Annotated in this window: 22 protein-coding genes and 2 pseudogenes; 11 read left to right on the forward strand and 13 right to left on the reverse strand. The window is 64.8% G+C overall.

The features are described from left to right. Window positions 1-295: 295 nt before the first annotated feature. From A3AG_RS0124245 to A3AG_RS0124260, 4 genes are all read left to right on the forward strand, one after another. Window positions 296-1480, forward strand: coding sequence for a methionine adenosyltransferase (locus tag A3AG_RS0124245; RefSeq protein WP_018007899.1), 1185 nt, complete (start codon window positions 296-298; stop codon window positions 1478-1480). A gap of 569 nt (window positions 1481-2049) precedes the next feature. Further along, entirely contained in the window at window positions 2050-2502 is a 453-nt protein-coding gene (locus A3AG_RS0124250) for a pyridoxamine 5'-phosphate oxidase family protein (protein WP_018007900.1), read from the forward strand. A 36-nt stretch (window positions 2503-2538) separates the two neighbouring features. Then, complete coding sequence (locus tag A3AG_RS31960) at window positions 2539-2958, forward strand: universal stress protein (protein WP_018007901.1); 420 nt, start codon at window positions 2539-2541, stop codon at window positions 2956-2958. 219 nt (window positions 2959-3177) lie between these two features. Further along, entirely contained in the window at window positions 3178-3501 is a 324-nt protein-coding gene (locus tag A3AG_RS0124260; RefSeq protein WP_240619958.1) for a carboxypeptidase-like regulatory domain-containing protein, read from the forward strand. Window positions 3502-3995: 494 nt separating this feature from the next. Here A3AG_RS0124260 and A3AG_RS31965 read toward each other — a convergent pair. The 12 genes and pseudogenes from A3AG_RS31965 to A3AG_RS0124320 all read right to left on the reverse strand — a co-directional run. Then, a pseudogene (locus A3AG_RS31965) lies at window positions 3996-4289 on the reverse strand (nitroreductase family protein); the annotation flags it as partial. After that, on the reverse strand, window positions 4286-5878 hold the full coding sequence (locus A3AG_RS31970) for a bifunctional aminoglycoside phosphotransferase/ATP-binding protein (protein ID WP_018007904.1): 1593 nt from the start codon (window positions 5876-5878) through the stop codon (window positions 4286-4288). The pseudogene A3AG_RS31965 and the gene A3AG_RS31970, both read right to left, overlap by 4 nt. A 95-nt stretch (window positions 5879-5973) precedes the next feature. After that, complete coding sequence (locus tag A3AG_RS0124275) at window positions 5974-6456, reverse strand: lecithin retinol acyltransferase family protein (RefSeq protein WP_018007905.1); 483 nt, start codon at window positions 6454-6456, stop codon at window positions 5974-5976. A 610-nt stretch (window positions 6457-7066) separates the two neighbouring features. Continuing rightward, complete coding sequence (locus tag A3AG_RS0124280) at window positions 7067-7507, reverse strand: universal stress protein (RefSeq protein WP_018007906.1); 441 nt, start codon at window positions 7505-7507, stop codon at window positions 7067-7069. 48 nt (window positions 7508-7555) lie between these two features. Then, window positions 7556-9057: pseudogene (locus A3AG_RS31975) on the reverse strand (ISNCY family transposase). A gap of 257 nt (window positions 9058-9314) precedes the next feature. Beyond that, on the reverse strand, window positions 9315-10379 hold the full coding sequence (locus tag A3AG_RS0124290) for a phosphotransferase (RefSeq protein ID WP_018007381.1): 1065 nt from the start codon (window positions 10377-10379) through the stop codon (window positions 9315-9317). Next, window positions 10372-11568, reverse strand: coding sequence for an acyl-CoA dehydrogenase family protein (locus A3AG_RS0124295; RefSeq protein WP_018007380.1), 1197 nt, complete (start codon window positions 11566-11568; stop codon window positions 10372-10374). The genes A3AG_RS0124290 and A3AG_RS0124295 overlap by 8 nt, the downstream gene beginning before the upstream one ends. An 11-nt stretch (window positions 11569-11579) precedes the next feature. Beyond that, the gene (locus tag A3AG_RS0124300) at window positions 11580-12365 is read right to left on the reverse strand and encodes an SDR family NAD(P)-dependent oxidoreductase (RefSeq protein ID WP_018007379.1); all 786 of its coding nucleotides are present in this window, start codon (window positions 12363-12365) and stop codon (window positions 11580-11582) included. A gap of 38 nt (window positions 12366-12403) precedes the next feature. Further along, window positions 12404-13876 carry an NAD(P)(+) transhydrogenase (Re/Si-specific) subunit beta gene (locus tag A3AG_RS0124305; RefSeq protein ID WP_018007907.1) on the reverse strand — a complete coding sequence of 491 codons (1473 nt, stop codon included), beginning with the start codon at window positions 13874-13876 and terminating at the stop codon, window positions 12404-12406. Next, window positions 13876-14217: an NAD(P) transhydrogenase subunit alpha part 2 gene (locus A3AG_RS0124310; protein WP_018003925.1), complete on the reverse strand. Its 342-nt coding sequence runs from the start codon at window positions 14215-14217 to the stop codon at window positions 13876-13878. Before A3AG_RS0124310 ends, A3AG_RS0124305 begins: the two co-directional genes overlap by 1 nt. A gap of 166 nt (window positions 14218-14383) precedes the next feature. Further along, window positions 14384-14746, reverse strand: a complete 363-nt coding sequence (panD, locus tag A3AG_RS0124315; RefSeq protein WP_018007908.1) for an aspartate 1-decarboxylase — start codon at window positions 14744-14746, stop codon at window positions 14384-14386. Window positions 14747-14803: 57 nt separating this feature from the next. Continuing rightward, window positions 14804-15925 carry a Re/Si-specific NAD(P)(+) transhydrogenase subunit alpha gene (locus tag A3AG_RS0124320; RefSeq protein WP_018007909.1) on the reverse strand — a complete coding sequence of 374 codons (1122 nt, stop codon included), beginning with the start codon at window positions 15923-15925 and terminating at the stop codon, window positions 14804-14806. A 242-nt stretch (window positions 15926-16167) separates the two neighbouring features. Here A3AG_RS0124320 and A3AG_RS0124325 point away from each other — a divergent pair, with 242 nt between their 5' ends. Both A3AG_RS0124325 and mnmA read left to right on the forward strand, forming a co-directional pair. Further along, window positions 16168-16659 carry an NUDIX hydrolase gene (locus A3AG_RS0124325; RefSeq protein ID WP_018007910.1) on the forward strand — a complete coding sequence of 164 codons (492 nt, stop codon included), beginning with the start codon at window positions 16168-16170 and terminating at the stop codon, window positions 16657-16659. Continuing rightward, on the forward strand, window positions 16656-17741 hold the full coding sequence (gene mnmA, locus A3AG_RS0124330) for a tRNA 2-thiouridine(34) synthase MnmA (RefSeq protein ID WP_018007911.1): 1086 nt from the start codon (window positions 16656-16658) through the stop codon (window positions 17739-17741). Before A3AG_RS0124325 ends, mnmA begins: the two co-directional genes overlap by 4 nt. A gap of 159 nt (window positions 17742-17900) precedes the next feature. Here the strand turns inward: mnmA and A3AG_RS0124335 are convergent, their stop codons facing one another. Further along, window positions 17901-18515 (reverse strand): glutathione S-transferase N-terminal domain-containing protein, encoded by a 615-nt coding sequence (locus A3AG_RS0124335; RefSeq protein WP_018007912.1) that lies wholly within the window; start codon window positions 18513-18515, stop codon window positions 17901-17903. A gap of 353 nt (window positions 18516-18868) precedes the next feature. Here A3AG_RS0124335 and purB point away from each other — a divergent pair, with 353 nt between their 5' ends. From purB to A3AG_RS0124360, 5 genes are all read left to right on the forward strand, one after another. Next, a complete protein-coding gene (gene purB / locus A3AG_RS0124340) occupies window positions 18869-20245 on the forward strand; it encodes an adenylosuccinate lyase (RefSeq protein WP_018007913.1) in 1377 nt (458 codons plus the stop codon). A 280-nt stretch (window positions 20246-20525) separates the two neighbouring features. Then, the gene (locus tag A3AG_RS0124345) at window positions 20526-21080 is read left to right on the forward strand and encodes a cytochrome b (protein ID WP_018007914.1); all 555 of its coding nucleotides are present in this window, start codon (window positions 20526-20528) and stop codon (window positions 21078-21080) included. 66 nt (window positions 21081-21146) lie between these two features. Beyond that, window positions 21147-21728, forward strand: a complete 582-nt coding sequence (locus tag A3AG_RS0124350) for a YceI family protein (RefSeq protein ID WP_018007915.1) — start codon at window positions 21147-21149, stop codon at window positions 21726-21728. 74 nt (window positions 21729-21802) lie between these two features. Next, window positions 21803-22393: a YceI family protein gene (locus A3AG_RS0124355; RefSeq protein WP_012353824.1), complete on the forward strand. Its 591-nt coding sequence runs from the start codon at window positions 21803-21805 to the stop codon at window positions 22391-22393. 350 nt (window positions 22394-22743) lie between these two features. Further along, on the forward strand, window positions 22744-24135 hold the full coding sequence (locus A3AG_RS0124360; protein ID WP_018007916.1) for a class I SAM-dependent methyltransferase: 1392 nt from the start codon (window positions 22744-22746) through the stop codon (window positions 24133-24135). Window positions 24136-24140 lie beyond the last annotated feature (5 nt).

Genomic DNA, 24140 nt, shown 5'->3' on the forward strand with positions numbered 1-24140 from the left:
CTTCCTGCCGTTTCCGGCAGTTGTGCAAGGATCTAGTATCGAAGGGGAGGGCGGGTACCGCCGTCAGGACACGCTGATTGTCATGTCAGCGCTGCGACGCGCGCTTTGTAGGCGTTGCCCATGGCTTGCGTAGGTAGCCATGGCAGGCTTGTCAGGGCAGCCTCACGATGCGAATTCCCCGACGATCCGGGTGGCTCCGCATGTGTCATGCCTGACAGTCTTGACGGCTACCCCAAGTTCTCGGAACGAACTGCGTCCTACAATTCTTTCCAGGCGGAGCCAGGAGGGGTGAACGATGCTGTGCAAGGAAGAGGTTGCGCTGTCCATCAGGGCCATGCCTTCCTTCTTGGCCGAGCCGACCGAGATGTGTGAACACAAGGGCATCGGGCACCCGGACAGCATTTGTGACGGTGCCGTGGAAGCCGCTGCCCTGGCGCTCTGCCGTGCATACCTCGAAGCCTACGGTGTCGTTCAGCATTTCAATCTTGACAAGGCATTGCTCGTCGGCGGCATCAGCGCGCCACGATTTGGCGGCGGCAGATGCTTGCAACCGGTACGTCTCATTGTCTCGGGCCCGGTTACTGAACTTCCGTCAGCCAAGACTGAGCCTATCGTCGCAGAGGCGATTCACCAATATCTGAATACATGCATCGGCGCAGACGCCGGGCTAATCCATGTAGAGCCGATACTCCGTCCATCGGCGCCTGCCCTACGCCGTGTCATAGGCAAGCAGCGCTTGCCGTTATCGAACGACACGTCTTTCGGCGTCGGCTATGCGCCGTTCTCGGAATTGGAGTCAGTGGTCCTTTCTGCTTCCTCCCTACTACGGGGAAGCCAATTTCATGACGCATTCCCGTCGGCAGGATTTGATTTCAAGGTCATGGGCAGCAGGCTTGAGGCGCACCGTCGCATGACGATCGCACTGGCGTTTATCGACCGTCATGTGGTGGGCGTAGATGAGTACTTCTCATTAAAGCGGCAGGTTGCCAACTACCTCGCCGAACGTATCACGCCGGAATGCGAGGTTGACATCAATACTTTGGACGATCCTGAGGCCAGCGAGGAAAGCCAGATCCACCTGACCGTCACCGGACTGAGCGCCGAACATGGCGATGACGGGGAGGTGGGACGCGGCAATCGCGTCAACGGGTTGATAACACCATACCGGCCGATGTCACTAGAGGCTGCCGCTGGCAAAAATCCCGCAGCGCATGTCGGCAAGGTCTATAACGTGCTCGCTAGCCAGCTGGCGCGCCGTATCGTTGCAGACGTGGCAGGGGTCGACGAAGCCGTCGTGCGCCTGCTTTCCGGGATCGGCCGTCCAATTGACCAGCCCCAGTTGGTAGCCATCAGCGTGGTAGCCGAGGGTGGACTTTCGCCGAGCCAGGAGCGAGCAATACACGAGCTCGTTAGCCAGCAATTGGCAAGCCTGCCCACCATGCTTATGGACCTTGCCATGGGGCACTTTAGCGTCTTCTAGGTCAGGGGGCGTTGGGCGAGCCCCGGCTTGGGCTCCGCTCCCCCGTCTGTGCCGTCGGGAGCGGAGGCCAATCACGTGACTTCGACCGCGCCGCGTCGGTATAAGTATCGCGGGTGCCGGCGCGGGCTCCATCGGTAAACGTGTCCCGGCTACCTTGACTGGCGTCTTCCATATACGGGTCGCAAGTAGACGGGCCGAGCGGCCGGCTGACCGATTCTCAGGAGATGGCCTCGCCAAGTGCGCGATCCGCGCAGTCGCTGCCATCGATGGCAACGAGGATGATCTGATACATGGCAATGCCTCTTTTTTCAGCGCTAGCGGGCCGCGATGAAGTGAGCCCATATGTGGAGCAAAGACATTGCTTCCCGCTTAGGCATGCGGAGGGTAGACCGGTTGATACACATCAGGGGGAAGGGCAAGCGGCCGCCCTTGGTCACTTAGGTCTTCGTTGACGCGCATCAACCTGCCTGCCCTGTCAAGCCTTACCTTGGAAAGGAACATAAGCCACGATCGGCAGCCATGCCGACCCGTTAGGACCACTTGTACTAGTGAAACCATGGTGACCAAATATGGGCGAAGAGATCAGACAGAAGATCCTGACCTTGTTGAACCAGCACAGGATCATGACGATTGCCACCCTGAGGCCGGATGGCTGGCCTCAGGCAACCACTGTGGGCTATGTGAATGAGGGTCTCACGCTCTACTTTCTCTGTGGTCCAAGCAGCCAGAAGGCGGCCAATCTGGCCTTGGATGACCGTGTCTCGCTGACAATTGATCACGATACGCCAGATCTCATGGCGATTACCGGCCTCTCCATGGCGGCGCACGCGCAACGGGTGGTCGATGCGGCGGTAGCAGAGAGAATCCTCCGGATGTTCCCATTGAAGTATCCCGAGCAGATTGCCTTGCCGGTGCCGATGCCAACCGTGGAGGACGTCCGAATATTCAGGGTGACCCCGATGGTCATTTCCGTGCTCGACTACTCCAAGGGCTTCGGACATACGGATCTTGTCACCTGCTAGGGGAATCGAGAGTCCTGTCGTCCCGGAGATGTCCCATTGAAGGCCTTGGAGCATGTGGTGTCCATGGCGCGGGCGACCCACGCCGAAGTCTGCGCCATGTTCATCGTTGATGACAGTGACCTGTTATTCGAGGTCAGTATGGCTGACCGGCCCTGGCAGCTGGCCGACATGATTGCTTATGGCAAACAGGTGCTGGCTCATGCCGGCGGGCGCCTGAGTGCCGCCGGCGTGCGCTGGAGCAGCAGGTTGGTTGAGACGGCCGGTAGCCCCGCGAAGATAAGCGAGGCCATCATCGCGGAAGCGGACCATTGGAGCGCGGACCTGATCGTCATGGGCGCACACGGCCGTCGCGGCGTGCAACGCATGGTGCTGGTGTCCGTCTCGGAGCACGTGGCCAGCAAGACCGTGCGCCCCGTGCTGCTCGTTCGGCGGCGGGAGGGTGGCGATCCGCGGTGACCGCTTGTCTTTCCAGCGCTTGGATATCGCAATAGTCCTTGGGGGGTGACAAAAATGCAGGTCTCAGGAAACCTTGGACTTGGGCTGTCATCGCTAGCGATGGCGATGGCGATTGCGATGGCCGGTTGCGCTACGCGTACCACGCCCACTGACGCTGGCGTGCAGGTCATGGAGCAGCATGGCGTAGCATACGTGTCGGGTGGGGGTGACGAGGCGGACATGCAAAGCATGCTTGCCATCGCTGCGCGTTTCAATGTACGGCTCACGATGGTGGATGCCAGGCGCGGCAAGCCGCTGGGCGGCGCCACGGTGGTCGTGGCCAGTCAGGAAGGCCGCCCCATGCTCCATATGACGGCCAGCGGCCCGCTCTTCTACATGCGGCTCAAACCGGGCACCTATCGGCTCGCGGTCGGTTACCAGGGGCGCGACCAGATGCGCGACGTCGTCGTCGCGCGCGAGCCGCTCGAGTTGACCTTCCGGCTGCCGGTCAACACGCTAGAGGACGACTGGCTGCTCTGCGCCACGCCATGTCCGCGCAGATAATCCGGCCGCCGTGGGCGTGTTGGCGCGCACCGCAAAAAGATTCGCGGCTGTTCCAAAACATCGGAGCCGGAGGAGCAATAGGAAGCGCGCAGGGGTGCGATCAGGCTTCATTGGGGACAACCAGGCGCGCCGGCACGGCTGACCAGGCCTGGCATCCGCGAAACGGAGGCACTGAACTAAGTCCTTGATTTCCACCGCGACCCCGCCGCTCAGGACCTCACGTTCCAGCAACACGAGTGCCGGCGCTGGAGTCCTGCCCGTAAGTCTGGGGATCTCCGCTTGGGCCGAGAGCGCGAGAAGCGCCTCGAGGTGATATCCGGCGCTGGGTGGAAATGAACGCATCCGCTGGCCATACGTCGCCGGGATATCCGATCGCGAAGCGCTGTACCGCCTGCCGGCGCAGGCATGAGCAGCATCATGCTTGGATTGTTGAGACCGACTGCCGTGGTTCATGATGAAGGCGACGTCTCTGGCAGACGGCCCGGCCAAGATGCCTAGACCGGCGCGCTGCCACCACAAGCCGGCTTCCCGATGGTCTGACACAGGATTGGCACCTCGTCTTCGTTCAGCGACATATGCTCGGCCAGCTGGCGTCGGTTAAGCCAGCCGCGCACCACCGCGCCCAACCCGGCCGAGGCGCAGTAAAGATAGGCGTTCTGGACCATGGCACCGGCGGCGGCAGCAAAGGTCTCACGCAAGCCTGGCGGAACGTCTTGCATCCGGCCATGGTTGGCGACGTAGACCAGGTCCACGGGCGCTATGCCCACGAAGTCCTGGTAGCCGGTCATGGTTGCGCTCCGTCAAACAGATTCCATGGAGCGTGGCTTGGTGTCCTCGGCGATCTGGGGCGCCCGACGTTGCCGCGTGCGGGCTTGATAAAGCTGTCCGGCGAAGCAACAAAGGCGCGCTCAGCCTCAGTCAGCCGCTCCTGGACAAGCATTTGCCACGCCAGCACTTTCTCGTCGGCATCCGAGAGGTCTCCGCCAGCACTGACGCGAGCAGCGATGCGGGCGCGCAATGTCTCTGGACTCGCTTCGCACTCGACGATGGCGAACGGCACGCAAAGGCGGCGCGCCAGGACAGCGAAGCGTTCACGCACGGCGCGGACCAGGAAAGTCGCGTCGGCAATCATAGGGAACCCGGCGCGGCATCCGAGCCGGCACACGGCGAGCAGGCGTCGGTAGGCCCGCGCCGTTTCGTCAACGGTATACCAGCCACCACAGGGCATCACGCCGCGGTGCAGACGCTTGCGCAGCGCATCGGAGCGCACACGGATCATCGATCCGGCCTCGCTCAACTGTGCGGCAATCGTAGATTTCCCGCTGCCGGACAGGCCATACATCAGCACCATCGGCCCGCAACGGTGTCTCAGGCACGCCCATGCCAACGCCAGCAGCCGGCGCGCCTCGGCCTGATCCGACGAAACATATAAGCCCTCGGCGTGCTTCTGGCTGGCACGCTCCAGCAGCACGCGCGCGCGCACCAGGGACCGCATGGCGAGATAAAACGGTAAAACGGTCAGCGCGCCGTAGTCCCCGGATTGCTCCAGGTAGCCGTTAAGCAGCCTGTATGCCAGCGCTGCCTGTCCATGATGCAGCAGGTCCATGACGGGGAAGGCCAGGTCGCTGATGGTGTCGGTCCAGCGCAAGGCGGCGTCGAACTCCAGGCAGTCGAATGGCGTCGGCACGCCGTTCAGCAGCACGATATTGCCCAGGTGCAGGTCCCCATGGCACTCCCGCACATGGCCGTTGCGCAACCGTGCCCGGAATGCACTCGTCAGCCGGGTAGCCTCGCTGAGCGCGCGCCGGGCCACGCGGCTGGCCAAATGGCTGGCGGGTTCCAGCCGCTCGATGGCGCGTAGGCACTCTGCAAGCGTCGCGACGATGCGTGCTGGCGTACCAAGGTTACCGGACGGGGCGGCAGGGGGCTGCGCCTGGTGAAAGGCAGCCATGCTGCGTGCCAGCCCATCGATGTGGCACGCCTCCAGTCGGTTCGCGGCGACTCTTGCGCTGAGCAGGTCATCCTGATCAAAGCGCCGCATACGAACCGCATGCTCTATCGGTATGCCGCTGCCGCCAATGCGGACCGAGCCGGGCGTAGGGCCTGGCACAATCGGTACCACATCGAGATACAGGGCCGGTGCGAACCGGCGGTTCAGGCGAAGTTCAGTCGTACAGTCGTCATGGCGTGCCCGCGCGGTGGAGAAGTCGACAAAGTCGAAACGCACCGCCTTGCGCACCTTGTACGCAAAATCCCCGGCAAGGAAGACACGGGAGATATGCGTCTCCACGACCTGCACGGCCGGCGCGGGGTGAGGATAGGCGTCGGGTTGCTGCAAGGCGGCCATCAAGTCCGCGTCACCCCATAGACGTTTCATGTCCTTGCCGTCTGTTCCCTTGCGTTATCGTGAGCTGGTTCCGCAAGCGCGGCGCCGCAAACATGGTCCCGGAGCCCGATTCCCGCCGCGGCAATTTATGCCGTCACGTCGGCGAGATCCTGTCCCACGATGCGCGTCGCGCTACAGATTACACCAACGATCGCCAGCAGTGCGCGCCACGGGTGGTGCAGCAGTGCCTCCACTTGTTCGCTGCGGCTCTCTCCAGACAGACACCAGATGCAGAAGTGCTCGCAGTTGTTGGTGAGCAGCCGGTAGTCATCCTCTCCAAGTCGCGCCGTTGCGCGCCGTACGATCTCTGCGCCGACATACCTTGCTTGTGTGGCCGGCTCGACGCGAAAGCCTAACCCGCCGGCAAAACCGGCGAGGGTGATTGTCTCGACCGGGCCGCGGCGCAGGAAACCTTTGAACCCGACATAGTGCACAACCTCGCCGTTGCCGACATAGATGCCATGATGCACATAACCCAGGCGGTCTGTCTTCAGATGCGCGCCAAGAGGAATGTCCGCAGCTGCTTCGGGAAGGCGCTGTGCGTGTCCGATGTGGTGTTCGTCGCTCATCGCTTTTCCCCTTGTGCCCTGGTTGCGCCCGTCTGTGCCTGCAGTATCGTTTTCGGCCGGAGATGCCGAAATCAGCCGGTTCCGAAAAACGTGTCGGCTTGCAGCCATGCACTTCGTACGCGCGTCGCAACGGCGCTTGTCCGTCGTGCGCACAGCATTGTCAGCGGAACCTGACAAGGGCCGTTCACCCGGCGTCGGGCCGTCCGAGCCGAGAAAGCCGGGTCAGCCTGGACTTTCGATATCCGTTGTTAATGCTGATGCGCATCAAGGCCCGTCGCGGGAGCGCATATAGGTCAGAAGCAAGGCCAAGGCGTTGGCGCGCCGTGAAACTAGCCGGATCCGGGCTCATGTCCATAATGTTGAGCACCGGTACCGGATTGGCTGGTAGCGTGCTCTAGGGAATCGCGGACTTCGGCTGGAAGCCACTTCTTGTGACACGGCGCCTTTTCCAGGCTTGTCGTGGGGCCCGCGGGGGACGGTAGCGGTCAGCGCAGGATACCATCTGCAGCGTGCTGGTCAGGTCCGACACGCGTGCTGTCAACGCAGGGATTGGGACTTCGGGAAACCCTGTCAGCGGAAGAAATAGCGCAAATGACACAGTGGCCGCACTTCAGTCATGGCCATGGTGTTTGGTAACCAGCAAGACTGGAACGGGGGAGGAGGCCAATACGCGCGCTGCCACCGAACCAAGGACCGCGGCCAGGAAAGCGCCCCGTCCGTGCGTCCCCATGACGATGACATCGGCTCGGCACGCTTCGACCACGTCGATGATTTGAGGCGCCGGCTCACCAACGCACGGGTGTTCTGTCACGGCACAATGTGCTGCCTTCAGCAGCGGGCGAATGGCGTGAAAGGCGTCTTCGGCTGCCTCGTTTGCCCACTGATCGATTTGAATCTTCGAAAAATATGCCTGGGGCCTGCCGCAAATTTCGGGAAACACGTGCACTAGGTGAACTTCCAGCGGGGTCTCGAAGAGACTGGGGGAGGTCAGTCTTCTGGCCGCGGTAATACTGTATGACGAGCCATCGCTCGGTAGCACGACAATTGTCATCCCGGCCTCCTGTTACAACGATTCAAGCTTACGAAAGCTCCTCCGTCCCTACTTGAGGCAAATCAAAGCGGCGGAAGGCGGCCTGAAGGTGTGTACGCCCCGTACGGGATGGGCAGCGTTGCGTGAAGGGGTTAGATGGTGTCCCATGCGAATCAGCTGGCGAAGGCGGCGCAGTTTCCAAAAGGTCGTTGTCGAGTCAAAACCCGCCGCAATGGGTGCGCCGCTGAAACCCATATCGTTCTGGCCCAGCGACCGCTGCGACTTCTTGCGGGGCGGCCGTCCACGCTTGCGCGGAGCTCGCTCCGTGCCAGGCACAGAGAGCGAACGCGTGTTGTCGCGCTTCTCCTGCACGTATTGCGCCAACTGCAGCACATGCCTCAGGCGCTTGTTGTCCACGATATCGCGCCCTGGTCCACTTCCGACAGCCGGTCATAGGTGGTGTAGGGCAGGGCGGCGCCATTCGCCCGCGGCTCGATCCTGCCATCCGGGTAGTGATAGACATCGATGTAGCGACCGGCCAGCTTGCGGTGCTCCGGCGTGTCCGCCAGCAGGTAGAGCATCTTGTCGTACTGGATCGTCAGGCTCTTGGACACGCAGCGTGGCTTACGCCACGCGAAGATCAGATCCAGGTTCTCATCCGGTCGCAGCGGCCGATGGGCGTTGTAGTTGTTGCGCGGCACCTTGGCAAAGCGCGCGTTGTAGTCGGCGATGAAATGCGGGGCAAACGCGTTGGCGGCGGCCAGGCTGTTGATCCCGCGCAGCCGCAGCTCCTTGACCAGCCGGTCCTGCAACGTGCCGTTCATCCGCTCGATGCGGCCCTTGGCCGGGCTCGAATTGGCGCACAGGATGTCGATATTGAGCTCGAACAGCGCGCGCCCGAACTGGGTGTAGCCGCGGCCTTCGGCGCTGTCCCTGGCGTTGACGCGGAAGATGCCGGCCTTGTCGCTGTAGAACGCCATCGGCTTGCCATGGCGCTCGACATAGGCGCGCGTGGCGGTGAAATACGCCGGCGTCGACTCGGTTGGCACGAACAGCAGCTGCATCAGGCGCCCGGTCGCGTCATCGACATAAAGCAGCAACGTGCACGCCGGCGCTCGGTCCTCGAGCCAGGCGTGGTCGCTGCCGTCGATCTGCACCAGCTCGCCCAGGCAGGCGCGGCGGTTCCTCGGCTGGTGCACCTTGGGCGGACGCTGCTTACGCGGCACCCAGAAGCCGGCGTCGATCATGAGCCGGCGCACCGTCTCCTTGGCCAGATCGATGCCATGCCGCTCGCGCAGATTCTCGGCGGCCAGCGTCGGGCCGAAGTCGGCATAGTTGTCGCGGATCAGCCCGAGCACCCGCGCTGCAAGGCCTGGTGGTGTCCGGTTGTTGGCTGGCTGACCCTGGCGGCGATTCAGTAGGCCGGCGGCGCCGTGTTGCTGGTAGCGCCGCAGCAGGCGCAGGGTCTGTCGGGGCGTTAGTCCCAGCCTGGATGCGGCAATCCCGGTCTTGAGATGGCCGTCTGCCAGCGCTTGAACGACCTTGAGCCGGTCGATCTGCCGCATCGTCATGGTAATGGCTCCTGCTGGCATGACGGGCTCCCGCGCGCTGGAAGCCGNCAAGCTTACGCCAGCCAAACTCGGACATTTGAACTTAGCCAGAACCGGACATTACAACTTAGCCGCTACACGGCATTTGCGCATAATAAGTGTTATGTTAAATAAAAGGGATTTCGGAGGTGGCTGCCAGCAGGCGCTGGGAACAGTTGATTTTCTCCTGTGTTAGGCCGATTCGTTCGGCAGCCACCATCTGCCCTCATGCCGCCTGCTCAAGCCATAAGGCGCTGCGCCTGTGTCCAGGCGAGATCAGCCACCCGAGCGAATCGCTCGCCCATGGCACGCGCGTCGGCGCTGGACGCCGTACCGCGTGCAACGCGGCCCTTGATGCCATGGAGAATCGCGGCAAAGCGGAACATGTTAAAAGCGATGTAGAAATCCAGATTGCCAATGCCCGGGCGCCCGGTACGGCGGCAGTAGGCTTCGACATAGGCAGCCTCGTCGGGCAATCCCGCCGCCGCCAGGTCCCGCCCCGCGATGCCGCCCAGGATATCGGGCGGCATGCGGAACATCATGGCGTGATAGGCAAAGTCGGCAAGCGGATCGCCCAGTGTCGACAGTTCCCAGTCCAGCACCGCCAACACCCGCGGCTCGGTGAGGTGGAAGATCAGGTTGTCGGCGCGGAAATCGCCGTGGGTGATGGCAACCTCATCGGCGGCGGGCAGATGGCGGGGCAACCAGTCGACCAGCTGGTCCATCGCAGGATGCCGGCCGGCCAGCTCGTCGCTGCGGTACTGGTCCGACCAGCGCGCGACCTGACGGGCGACGTAGCCGCCAGCCTTGCCGTAGTCGCCCAGGCCGATGGCCGCCGGATCGATGGTGTGGAGGCTGGCCAGCGTGGCGTTCATGGCGTCCATGTAGGCCGCGCGCTCGCCCGCCGCCACATCGGAAAAACCGGCATCCCAGAAGATCCGGCCCTCGACGAGATCCATGACGAAGAACCAGCTGCCGATCACCGCGTCGTCGGTGCAGAGCCCGTGGATCCGGGGTACCGGAAAGCCCGCCTGGCCCAGCGCTGCCATCACCCTTGCCTCGCGTTCCACGGCGTGGGCGCCTTTGATCAGCTCGCCGGGTGGCTTGCGTCGCAGCACATAGCTGCGCCCGGGCGTACGCAGGCGATAGGTAGGATTGGACTGCCCGCCCTTGAACTGGTCGATCGTCAGCGGTCCGGCGTATCCCGCCACGTTGCGCGCCATCCAGCGCTCCAGCGCAGCCTGGTCGAAGCGATGTTGGTCGCGCACCGGCCCTGTGCCGGCGAACTCTTGCGCGCTAGCCATGGCTCGCCTCCCCGCTCAGGGTCTTGCGCTTGATCATCTTTGCCAGCGACCATTTGTGTACCTCGGTGGGACCGTCGTAGATGCGGAAGGCGCGGACTTCACGGAACACCTGCTCGACGATGGAATCGCGCGACACCCCCGAGCCGCCCATGATCTGCACGCAACGGTCGGCCACGCGGAACACCGCCTCGGACACCGCCACCTTGGTCATCGAGCTCTCGTTGGTCCCCAGTGCACCGCCATCGAGCACGCCGGCGCACCAGTCGATCATCAATGCCGCCTGCTGCAGGTCGATCAGGTTCTCGGCCAGCATGAATCCTACGCCTTCATGGTCGATCAGCAGCTTGCCAAACGCCTTGCGCGTGGTCGCGTAAGCCACGGCGATCTCATGCGCACGCGTGGCGCAGCCGTGCCAGCGCATACAATGCGAAAGGCGGGCCGGAGACAACCTGACCTGGGCATAGCGGAAGCCTTCGTTGATCTCGCCAAGCACCTGGCTGGCCGGCACCCGCAGGTTGTCGATGACGATCAGGGCGTGCCCGCCGGGCATCGAGTTGTCGATGGTGTCCAGCACACGCTCGATCCGAATGGCGGGATCGGGCAGGTCTACCAGGAACATGGTGGATTGCACCTTGCCGTCCTCGCTTGTGCGCGCCATCACAATGCCGACCGAAGCACCTTCCGCGCCAGTGATGAACATCTTGCGCCCGTTGATGACCCACTCGTCGCCCCGCTTCACCGCGGTGGTCTGCAGCATTGACGGATCCGAGCCGGCGCCGCCATCTTCGGCAGGCTCGGTCATGAAGAAGGCGGAGCGGGCTGCGCCACTGACAAGCTGGTCGAGGAAGCGCCGCCTCTGTTCCGGGGTGGCGACTTTGCCGAGCAGGAACATATTGCCCTCGTCGGGGGCCATGGTATTGACGGCCACAGGACCCAGCGGCGACAGCCCGGAGCGTTTGAGCACGGCTGCGGTCTCCAGCTGCGTCAGGTGGCTGCCGTCATTGAGGATGTGCGGCGTCATGACGCCCGCCTCGCGCGCCTTGGCGCGCAGTTCGTCGACCAGGTCCGCCGACGGGCCATGCGCACCGTAACGGGGGTCGCGCTCGTAGGGCGCGACGATCTTGCGCACAAAGGACTCGACGCGATCCGCGATGGCGCGGCTGCGTTCGGTGGGACAGGGAGTGAACATGGGCCTTTGTCTCAGAGCGAGTTGATGGAGTGGCCGCCGTCAACCGGCAGGACCGTACCTGTCATGTACTCGGACGCATCCGAGGCCAGCAACAGCAGCGCGCCATCGAGCTGGCCGGGCTGGCCGAGCCGGCGCTGCGGAATGCGCGCGATCATGGCCCGGCCGCTGTCGCTCTCGAAGAAGCCGCGGTTGATGTCGGTCTCGAAGTAGCCCGGCGCCAGCGCGTTGACGCGGATGCCGTGACGCGCCCATTCCAGCGCCAGCGAGCGCGTCAGGTGGATCAGGCCTGCCTTCGCGGCGGTGTATGCGGGCACCTGCTGCGCCACGCGCAGGCCGAGGATCGACGCGATATTGACAATGCTGCCGCCGCCGGCTGCGCGCATCATCCGCGCCGCGCACTGCGCCACGCGCCAGGCGCCGTTCAGGTTGGTGTCGATCACGCTTTGCCAGGCGCCCTCCTCTACCTCCATGGCCGGCCCGGTGGTGGCGATGCCGGCGCTGTTGACGACTACCTGGACCGGTCCGAGCTGCTGGTGCGCCGCCTCGAACGCGGCACCGACTGATGCCGGATCCCTGACGTCGAGCGCCACCACGCAGCCTTGCCCGCCCTGCCTGCACAGGTCGGCCAGCACGGCCTCGCCTTCGGCCACGCGCCGGCCCGCCAGTGCCACCTTGCAGCCCGCGCGCGCCAGCGTCTGCGCAAAGTGCAGGCCCAGGCCGCCAAAGGCCCCGGTTACCAGCGCTACCTTGCCGTCCAGATCGGCAAACAGGCCGAGCTCGCGTCCTTGCTGGTTCATTGCTTGTCTCCTCTCTGTATTGCTGCGAATGCCGCGGCTCAGGCGGCCTTGAGCATGTCCTCTACCACCTTCTTGGCGTCGCCGAACACCATCATGGTCTTGTCCATGTAGAACAATTCGTTGTCCAGGCCGGCGTAGCCGGCGGCCATCGAGCGCTTGTTGACGATGATGGTCTTGGCCTTGTACGCCTCCAGGATCGGCATGCCCGCGATCGGCGACTTGGGATCGGTCTTGGCCGCCGGGTTGACCACGTCGTTGGCGCCCAGCACCAGCACCACGTCGGCCTGGCCGAACTCGCTGTTGATGTCTTCCATCTCGAAGACCTGGTCGTACGGCACCTCGGCCTCGGCCAGCAGCACGTTCATGTGGCCNGGCATGCGGCCCGCCACCGGGTGGATCGCNTANTTNACGGTNACGCCCTTNTCNGNNAGNNNNTCGGTCAGCTCCTTNAGCGCNTGNTGGGCGCGCGCNACCGCCAGGCCGTAGCCNGGCACNATGATNACNGTNTCNGCNTTGCCCATCAGGAANGCGGCGTCNTCNGCCGANCCCGACTTGACGTTGCGCTGCGCCTGCGCGCCGGCGGCCGCGCCGGCGCCGGCATCGCCGCCGAAGCCGCCCAGGATCACGTTGAAGAACGAGCGGTTCATCGCCTTGCACATGATGTACGAGAGGATGGCACCGCAGGAACCAACCAGCGAGCCCGCGATGATCAGCATCGGGTTGTTCAGCGAGAAGCCGATGCCGGCCGCNGCCCAGCCCGAGTACGAGTTCAGCATCGACACCACCACCGGCATGTCGGCGCCGCCGATCGGGATGATGATCAGCACGCCCAGCACGAAGGCGATCGCCAGCATCACCAGGAACGGCAGCCATTCCTGCGTCATGAAGAAGGCGATGCCGAAGCCGACCATGGCCACCGCCAGCGCCAGGTTCAGCATGTGCTGGCCCGCGAACACCACCGGCGCGCCCTGGAACAGGCGGAACTTGTAGCGCCCGGCCAGCTTGCCGAAGGCGATCACCGAGCCCGAGAACGTGATCGCGCCGACAAAGCAGCCGATAAAGAGCTCGATGCGGTTGCCCAGCGGGATCAGGTGCGAGCCGGCCGGGCTGATGCCGAACGCCGCCGGCTCGGCCACCGCCGCCACCGCGATGAACACCGCGGCCAGACCGATCAGCGAGTGCATCGCCGCGACCAGTTCCGGCATCTTGGTCATCTGCACCTTGCGCGCGACGTAGGCGCCGATGCCGCCGCCGACCACCAGCGCGGCGAAGATCAGCGCCAGGCCGGTGCCCACCGACGACTGGGCCGTGCCCGCGGCGAGGAATTCATTCTTCAGCTTGATGATCAGCACCAGCGTGGTGACCACCGCGATGGCCATGCCGATCATGCCGAAGGCATTGCCCTTGCGCGCCGAGGCCGGGTGCGACAGCCCCTTGAGCGCCTGGATNAAGCAGACCGAGGCCACCAGGTAGAGCAGGGTGACGAGGTTCATGCTGACAAGGCCCGCCATCACGCGCCCTCCTTGGCCAGTGCCGGCTTGCCCTCGGGCGCCTTGGCCTTCGGTTCNTTCTTCTTGAACATCTCCAGCATGCGCTGGGTCACCAGNAAGCCGCCGAACACNTTGACCGCGGCCAGTGCCACCGCCAGCGTGCCCATCACGCGCCCGACNCCGCCTTCGGTCAGGCCCGCGGCGAGCATGGCGCCGACGATGATGATGGCCGAGATCGCGTTGGTTACCGCCATCAGGGGCGTATGCAGGGCCGGCGTGACCGTCCAGACCACGTGGTAACCCACGTAGATCGCCAGCACGAAGATGATCAAGTTGATCACCGTGTGGTTCACCATCTCCATCGACTTCTCCTCCGTTGCTTTTGAAACCGGGATGCTGCGTGTTGCTGTGATTGTTCTATGCAGTATGACGGTGCGCACGCCAGTGGCCATTGGCTCTCGAGTGGCCGGTGGCGTACTCCCTCTCCCGCTTGCGGGAGAGGGCGAGCAACCCCTCGGGGGTTGAGATTCAGACCTTCTTGATTTCCTTGATCGCGTTCTTCTCGTTCACCAGGATGATCTTGGGCTTGTAGGTGGCGATCTCCTCGTCCGTCATCGGCGCGTAGGTGCAGATGATCAGCTGGTCGCCCAGGTGCGCGCGGCGCGCGGCGGCGCCGTTCAGCGAGATCTCGCCGCTGCCGCGCTCGCCCTTGATGATGTAGGTGGAGAAGCGCTCGCCGTTGTTGACGTTGTACAGCTCGATCTTCTCGAACTCCTTCATGTCGGCAGCGTCCAGCAGGTCCTGGTCGATGCCGCACGAACCCTCGTAATTGAGGTCCGCCTGCGTCACGGTGACGCGGTGGAGCTTGGCGCGGAGCATGATGCGTTGCATGGGTGATACGTCCTTATATCTGAAGCGAAAGCAGTGGGCGCGCTGCGCCCGTTGGAGTTACGCCGCCTCGCGCACGACCTGGCCGTCCCTGCACATCAGACAGGCGGCGACGATGTCGTCTTCGAGGTTGAGCGTGAACTGGCCGTCCTTGTCGACGACCAGCTTGAGGAAGTCCAGCACGTTGCGGGCGTAGAGCGCCGAGGCGTCGGCCGCGACCATGCTGGCGAGGTTGGTATGCCCGATCAGGATCACGCCGTTGTGGTTGACCACCTGGTCGGCCACCGTCAGCGGGCAGTTGCCGCCCTGCGCGGCGGCCAGGTCGACCACCACCGAGCCGGGCTTCATCTGCGCCACGGTGGCTTCCTGCAGCAGCACCGGTGCCTTGCGCCCGGGGATCAGCGCGGTGGTGATGACGATGTCGGCCTGGAGCGCGCGCTGGTGCACCAGCTCGGCCTGGCGCTTCATCCAGTCCGGCGGCATCGGGCGCGCGTAGCCGCCCACGCCCTGCGCGATCTCGCGCTCTTCGTCGGTCAGGAACGGCACGTCGAGGAACTTGGCGCCGAGCGATTCGATCTGCTCCTTGACCGCGGGGCGCACGTCCGAGGCTTCGATCACCGCGCCCAGGCGCTTGGCGGTGGCGATGGCCTGCAGGCCGGCCACGCCGGCGCCCAGGATCAGCACGCGCGCGGCCTTGACGGTGCCGGCGGCGGTCATCAGCATCGGCATGAAGCGCTGGTAGTGGTGCGCGGCCACCAGCACGGCCTTGTAGCCGGCGATATTGGCCTGCGACGACAGCACGTCCATGCTCTGCGCGCGCGTGGTGCGCGGCGCGGCTTCGAGCGCGAAGGCGGTGATGTTGGCGGCCGACATGCGCGCGTTGTTCTCGGCATCGAAGGGGTTGAGCATGCCCACCAGCACCGCGCCGGGCTTCATCTGCGCCAGCTCGGCGGCATCGGGCGCGCGCACCTTCAGCACCAGTTGCGCGCCGAGCGCGTCGGCGGCGCTGCCGATGGTGGCGCCGACCGCCTCATACGCGCTGTCGGGCTGGCTGGCGTTCAGGCCGGCACCGGCCTGCACCACCACCTTGTGGCCCTGGGCGACGTATTTCTTGACGGTCTCCGGGGTGGCGGCGACGCGAGTCTCGCCGGCCCGCGTCTCCTGCGGGATGCCGATGTACATCGTCAATTTCTCCTTTAGCTGGCGTCTTGTCTGGTTGGCGGACCGACGTCTGGCCCGTGCGCGCCGCCGGATCGGGTTAAGCCGCAGCGCACAATTTTTCCGCAGCTTACAGGAATCTGACTGGCAATGGTGACCGGCCGGTCGGCTTTTGCCCGCCCGGGAGCGGCGCGCCGGCACCCCCGCCGCGCTGCAAGATGGTCCCGCAACCGGTAGAATGCGGGATTGCCTAAAAATTGAGCATCATGTCAAGTGACTGGAATGCCAGCGTGACCGTTGCCGCCGTGATCGAACGCGGCGGCCGGTTCCTGCTGGTGGAAGAAGAAACCGCCGACGGGCTGCGCCTGAACCAGCCCGCCGGGCACCTGGATCCGGGCGAGAGCCTGATCCGCGCCGTGATCCGCGAAACCCTGGAAGAAACCGCGCACACCTTCGAGCCGCGCGCGCTGCTGGGCTGCTACATGGGGCGCTCGCTGTCGTCGCGCACCGGCGGCGACGTGACCTACGTGCGCTTTGCCTTTACCGGCGACCTCGGCTCGCTCGACGCCGGCCGCCAGCTCGACACCGGCATCGTGCGCACCGTCTGGATGGGCGCCGACGAACTGCGCGCGTGCCCGGAGCGGCATCGTTCGCCGCTGGTGATGGCGTGCGTCGACGACTACCTGGCCGGCAAGCGCTTTGCGCTCGATGCGCTGTACACGCACCCGTCGGTGCTGCAAGCGGGGACGCAGCCGTGAGCGGTGCCGCAAAGCGTGTCGTGGTGGGGATGTCGGGCGGGGTCGATTCGTCGGTCACGGCGTGGCTGCTCAAGCAGCAGGGCTACGAGGTCATCGGCCTGTTCATGAAGAACTGGGAAGACGATGACGACAGCGAATACTGCTCCACGCGCCAGGACTGGCTCGACGTGGTCTCGGTGGCCGACCTGATCGGCGTCGACGTCGAGGCGGTCAACTTCGCCGCCGAATACAAGGACCGCGTCTTCGCCGACTTCCTGCGCGAATACTCGGCCGGCCGCACACCCAACCCGGATGTGCTGTGCAATGCCGAGATCAAGTTCAAGGCGTTCCTGGACCATGCCATGTCGCTGGGGGCGGAAACCATCGCCACCGGCCACTATGCGCGCGTGCGCCAGAACGCTGCCGGCCGCTTCGAGCTGCTCAAGGCGCTGGACCATACCAAGGACCAGAGCTACTTCCTGCACCGCCTGAACCAGGCGCAGTTGTCGCGCACGCTGTTCCCGCTGGGCGAGATCCCGAAAACGCGCGTGCGCGAGATCGCCGCCGAGATCGGCCTGCCCAACGCGAAGAAGAAGGATTCGACCGGGATCTGCTTTATCGGCGAGCGTCCGTTCCGCGATTTCCTGAACCGCTACCTGCCGACCAGACCGGGGCCGATGAAGACGCCCGAGGGCAAGGTGGTCGGCGAGCATATCGGCCTGGCGTTCTACACGCTGGGCCAGCGCAAGGGCATCGGCCTGGGTGGTAGCCGCGACGGCAACGGCGACGCCTGGTACGTCGCGCGCAAGGACATGGCCAACAATACGCTTTACGTGGTGCAGGGCCACGACCATCCGTGGCTGCTGACACCGGTGCTGACCGCGTCGGACCTGTCCTGGGTGGCTGGCGCGCCGCCCGCCGCGGGCGCGGCGATGGCGGCCAAGACCCGCTATCGCCAGAGCGATGCCGCCTGCACGGTGCAGGCGGTCGACGCGCAGGCGCTGACGCTGTCGTTTGCCGAGCCGCAATGGGCGGTCACGCCCGGGCAGTCGGCGGTGCTGTATGACGGGGATGTCTGCCTGGGCGGCGGGATCATCCAGTAGCCGCTATCAGCAAAACACCCGCGGTTTGCTCCCCTCTCCCGCGTGCGGGAGAGGGGCAGGGGGTGAGGGCAGGCGCTGGCATACCGACATACATCACTGCGTGGATTCACCCGGCCCTCACCCCTGCCCTCTCCCGCAAGCGGGAGTGGGAGTACACCATCAGCCGCGCGGCGGCTCGGTATCGATGAACGACTGCCGCTTCGACAGCTTGTCTTCCAGCGCCGCCAGGTTCGGATGGCGTTCGCGCCAGGCAATGTCCGGGAAGCGGAAGTCCAGGTAGGACAGCGCGCAGCCCACCGCCACGTCGGCCAGCGAGTAGTGGATGCCGGTGCAGAAGGGACGGTCGGCCAGGCCGTGCGCCATGGCCACCAGTGCCGCGTCGATCTTGCCGCGCTGGCGCTGCACCCAGCGCTCGCTGCGCTCGTGCGGCTCGCGCTGGGTGGCCTCCAGGCGCACCAGCAGCGCGGCGTCGAGCAGGCCGTCGGCCAGCGCTTCCCAGCAACGCACTTCCAGGCGCTCGCGCCCGCCCTGCGGGATCAGCCGGCTGACCGGCGTGAGCGTGTCGACATACTCGACGATCACGCGCGAATCGAAGATCGCGCCGCCGTCTTCCATCACCAGGCACGGCACCTTGCCCAGCGGGTTGTACTGGCCGATCCGGGTTTCAGGCGACCAGACGTCCTCTTCGATCAGCTGGCACTCGATCTTCTTCTCCGCCATCACCACGCGCACCTTGCGCGCGTACGGACTGGTCCGGGATGCATACAGCTTCATGTTCTCCCCTTGAGCTTGTTATGAAGTGCATCGTCGCTCGGCGGCAGTGGCGGCGGGGAGGCAGCGATGGCTTGCCCGATGCACTTCATAACAGGCTACTGGAACGGCGTGCGCGAGTATACCCGCGGCGCATGGCGAATGCGGGTTTGCGCACCGATGCCCCGCGGCCGCGCTTTGCCGCCGCCCGGATCTGGGGCAGGGGTGGTAAAATCGCGCGTTGCGCAGCGCCGGCCGCCGGCCGATGCGGCGTGGCGGGCGCTCCGCCCTGTCCGTGCCCGCCAGCGCTGCCGGCGCCAGCCCCCGCGGCGCCCCTTGTTCGCCTTCTTCTATTCCTCCCTTTCCCGGTTTCCAGCATGACCTCCTCCTCGCTTTCGCCGCTCACCGCCCTGTCCCCGATCGATGGCCGTTACGCCGCCAAGGCCGATGCGCTGCGCGAATGGCTGTCCGAGGCGGCCTTCATGCGCAACCGCGTCAAGGTCGAGGTGCACTGGCTGATCGCGCTGGCGCAGGCCGGCCTGCCCGACATGCCGAAGTTCTCGGCCGCGTCCGAGGCCGCGCTGCTGGCGCTGGTCGACAAGTTCAGCGAGGCCGACGCCGCCCGCATCAAGGAAATCGAGGCGGTCACCAACCATGACGTGAAGGCGGTCGAGTACTGGCTCAAGGAACAGGTCAAGGGCAACGCCGAACTGGAAGCCGCCAGCGAGTTCATCCACTTTGCCTGCACTTCGGAAGACATCAACAACACCTCGCACGGCATGATGCTCAAGGGCGCGCGCGAGGGCGTGGTGGTGCCGGCGCTGAAGCGCGTGCACGCACGCCTGGTCGAGCTGGCCAGGCTCAATGCCGCCCAGCCGATGCTGTCGCGCACCCACGGCCAGCCGGCCAGCCCGACCACGCTCGGCAAGGAAATGGCCAATGTGGCCGCGCGCCTGGCGCGCGCGATCCAGCGCATCGAGCAGGTCGAGCTGCTGGGCAAGATGAACGGCGCCGTGGGCAACTACAACGCCCACCTGTCGGCCTACCCCACCTTCGACTGGGAAGCGTTCTCGAAGCAGGTCATCGAAACCCGCCTGGGCCTGACCTTCAACCCGTACACCATCCAGATCGAGCCGCACGACTACATGGCCGAGCTGTTCGACGCGATCGCCCGCGCCAACACCATCCTGCTCGACCTGAACCGCGACGTCTGGGGCTATATCTCGCTGGGCTACTTCAAGCAGAAGACCAAGGCCGGCGAAATCGGCTCGTCGACCATGCCGCACAAGGTCAACCCGATCGATTTCGAGAACTCCGAGGGCAACCTGGGCCTGGCCAACGCGGTGCTGCGCCACCTCTCCGAGAAGCTGCCGGTGTCGCGCTGGCAGCGCGACCTGACCGACTCGACCGTGCTGCGCAATATCGGCGTGGCCTTCGGCTACAGCCTGCTGGCCTACGAGGCCTGCCTGCGCGGCCTGGGCAAGCTCGAGACCAACCCGGAGCGTCTCGACGAAGACCTCGACAACTGCTGGGAAGTGCTGGCCGAGCCGGTGCAGACCGTGATGCGCCGTTTCGGCGTGCCCAACCCGTACGAGCAGCTCAAGGAACTGACCCGCGGCAAGGGCATCTCGCGCGAAGCGCTGCAAACCTTCATCAACGGCCTGGCGATCCCCGACGACGCCAAGAAGCTGCTGCTGGAAATGACGCCCGCCAGCTATATCGGCAAGGCGGTGACACTCGCCGAGCGCATCTGACGCCACTTTTTTCCGCCGCCGGCCGGCGGCGGAAACGGAAAGCCATCCCGCGGGATGGCTTTTTTGCTTTTTCCGGCAGGCTCCCCGGGTTGTGGCGTGCGCTTGTGACGCCTGCCGGAATCTCGCTTCAAAGCATTTGAATAACTTAATGAAGGACTGTCCTGCACCGGCGCACATCCCGCCGCAATAATGCGAGAATCGTCAGCGCACGGGCGGGTGGATCCGGCCGTTGCCTTCCCCAAAATTGTGAAACGCCCGCGCCGCGGGCGAGAGGAATCCGATGCGTTCTACCGCCACTGCCCCCGCCGGCTACGGTGCCACCGCGATCGCCCTGCACTGGCTGGTGGCGCTGGCCATATTCGCCGCGTTCGGGCTGGGTCTGTACATGACCGGCATTCCGGGGCTGACGCCGACCAAGCTCAAGTTGTACTCCTGGCACAAGTGGCTGGGCGTGACGATCTTCGCCATCGCCGTGCTGCGCGTGCTGTGGCGCGCCACCCACGCCGCGCCGCCGGTCGCGCCCGGCACCCCGGCGTGGCAGGCCAGGGCGGCGGCGGGGGCCCATCACCTGCTTTACCTGCTGATCCTGGTCGTGCCGATCAGCGGCTACCTGTACAGCTCGGCCGCGGGCGTTCCGGTGGTCTACCTGGGCCTGTGGAAGATGCCGGCGCTGATCGAGAAAAGCGATGCGCTGAAGGACGTGCTGAAGTTCACCCATATCTGGCTGAACTACCTGATGGCCGCGGTGGTCGTTGTCCATGCGGCGGCGGCGCTGAAACACCAGTTTGTCGACCGTGACGGCACGCTCGGCCGGATGCTGCCGTTCCTGCGCTGAGCCTGGCGCGCCAATCTTTTTCGTACCGCGGCGCCGCTGCGCCGTCCCTGACAGGAGTTTTCCCAGATGAAACCCAATTCCCGCCGCGGCTCGGCCACTCTCCGCGCCACGCTGGCCGCCGTGCTGGCCGCCACCGGCATCGCCGCCAACCTGGCCTGGGCCCAGGTCGACGCCGCCAAGAGCTCGGTCACCGCGGTGGCGCGCCAGATCGGCGTGCCGATGGAGGGCAAGTTCAAGAAGTTCGACGCCAACGTCAGCTTCGACCCCGCCAAGCTGGCGACGTCGACGGCCAAGATCGAGATCGACGTGGCCAGCTTCGAGATCGGCGACGCCGAGACCACCAAGGAAGTGAAGGGCAAGGACTGGTTCGACGCCGCCAGATACCCCAAGGCGGTATTCCAGTCGACCAGCATCAAGAACGGCACGCCGGGCAAGTACGACGTGGCCGGCAAGCTGACCATCAAGGGCAAGACCGTGGACGTGGTGGTGCCCGCCACCTACCGCCAGGAGGGCGGCGCGCAGGTATTCGAAGGCGCGCTGCCGATCAAGCGCACCGCCTTCAATATCGGCGACGGCGAATGGAAGGACACCTCCGTGGTCGCCGACGACGTCCAGATCAAATTCCGTATCGTGCTGGCAAAGAAGTAAGGCCGGCATTCCGCTGACGTACCCAGGACTTACCTGAACCGCTCCATCCCAACCCTGATTTGTCGGGAGACACTATGAAACTGCGTTCCCTCGTTGCCGCCGTCGCGGCCGTTTCCGCAACCGCCGCCTTCGGCGTGGCTTCGGCCAACACCGTGACGTACAACCTCGATCCGACCCATACCTATCCCAGCTTCGAGGCCGACCACCTGGGCGGCCTGTCGACCTGGCGCGGCAAGTTCGACAAGTCCAGCGGCGTGGTAACGCTGGACCGGGCCGCCAAGGCGGGCTCGGTCGAGGTCAAGATCGACCCGGCTTCGATCGATTTCGGCAACGCCAAGCTGAACCAGCACGCCAAGGGCCCGGACATGTTCGATGTCGAAGCCTTCCCCGAGGCCACCTACAAGGGCAAGTTCTCCAAGTTCAAGGGCGACGTGCCGACCGAGGTCGACGGCGTGCTGACGCTGCGCGGCGTGTCCAAGCCGGTCAAGCTCGAAATCCGCGACTTCAAGTGCATCCAGCACCCGATGCTCAAGCGCGAAGCCTGCGGCGCCGATGCCGTCGGCCAGTTCAACCGGGCCGATTTCGGCCTGGACTATGGCGTCAAGATGGGCTTCAAGCCCGAGGTCAAGCTCGCCATCCAGGTGGAAGGCGTGCGCGCAGACTGATTGCGCGGCCCGCTGCGGCGGGCAAACCGATGTCAAGGCCGGCCCATGCCGGCCTTTTTTTGTTGTATTGCACCATCCCGGGGGGCCGCCACGGCACTTTGTTGTGCGAGTTGCGACGGGCACAGTACAATGGCCCGCGGCAATCCACCATGATCCGGGGTATTGCGACTCCTGCCACGGCGGGGGGCAGCCATGCCCGCAACTGGCCAGAGCGCATCACTATGAGCATTCGCTGCATGTCCCGATACCGGTAGCCATTCCCGCGACCCCCTCGCCCTCATGCTGTACCCGGCCGTTCTGCCCTGGCTGTATGGCCCGCAGCGTTTCCCGGTTTTCCCTGGCGCTATACCGTGTACTCCAAAACGCAAATCGATCCGGTAGTTAGTTTCCGCAACTCGCAGGGCGAGCAGGTGCGGGGCACCATCATCAATCTCCAGAGGAAATCTCTGGTGATGGAAATCTACAACCCGTATTCGATCGTGCAGGTCAGCGAGGTGCTGAGCGAGCTCAGCGTCCGCATGGGCGCCAAGAATGCCTATCTCGGCAAGGCCGTGGTGATGAGCCTGGTGAATACCGGCCTGACCGCGGTGGTGTCGCTGACGCTGATCGACGAGTGGCGCGAGCTGTCCGATCTCAACAACGAGCCCAAGTCGGTCGCGCGCGAAGCCGAGCTGTTCGTGCAGGATTGGGACACGCGCTTCAACATCCGGCGCGACTACCAGATCGTGGTCAACGAGATGCGCGCCTTCCTCTCCGAAGTGTCGCGCTGGGTCGAACAGGTCGACCTGACCGAGTCGCTGCCCAAGACCGAAGGCAAGCTGCGCCAGGACGTCTTCTACGAGCTGGCGACGCCGATCATGGCCAAGACCAAGACCTACCTGGACTGGCTCGAGGGCGAGGCCCAGCGCGTGGATGCCGAAGTCGCCCCGGTGCACCGCACCTACGCGCAGTCGGCGCTGCACCCGTTGCTGCTGCGCGCGCCGTTCGTCTACCGCACTTTCACCAAGCCGCTCGGCTATGCCGGCGACTACGAAATGGTGAACCAGATCCTGGGCGATCCCCAGCAAGGGCCGACCACCTATTTCCAGATCGTCAATACCGCCTTCCTGAAGGCGGCGGTGGCCACCGCGCACCGCAACCGCATCGACCTGCTGATCGATTTCCTCAAGCGCCAGGCCGAGCGCGCGCGCGCCGCCGGGCGGCCGTTCCGCGTGCTCAACGTGGGTTGCGGCCCGGCCTTCGAAATCCAGCGCTTCGTGCGCGAATACCCGAACCCCGAGCTGCTGTCGTTCCAGTTGGTCGATTTCAGCGAAGAGACGCTGGAATACACGCACAAGTCGATCGAGCGCTCGGCCAGCAGCGCCGGCAACAAGTTCGCCGTCGAGATGGTGCACCAGTCGGTGCACGAGCTGCTCAAGCGGCGCATCTCGCCGGACGATGCCGCCGCGCGCGAGTTCGACGCGGTCTATTGCGCCGGCCTGTTCGACTACCTCTCGGACAAGGTCTGCGCGCGGCTGCTGTCGTACTTCGCCTCGCGCTCGCGCCCCGGCGGCCAGATCCTGGTGACCAACGTCCATGCCGACAATCCGGAGAAATTCGGCATGGAGCACCTGCTCGAGTGGTACCTGATCTATCGCGACGATGCGGGCATGGCGCAACTGCTGCCCGAACACTCGCATTCGCACCGCGTCTACGTCGACAGCACCGGGGTCAACGTATTCGCCGAAGCCACCATTGACTGAGGCTG

This window comes from Cupriavidus neocaledonicus (assembly GCF_000372525.1).
Lineage (GTDB): Bacteria > Pseudomonadota > Gammaproteobacteria > Burkholderiales > Burkholderiaceae > Cupriavidus > Cupriavidus neocaledonicus.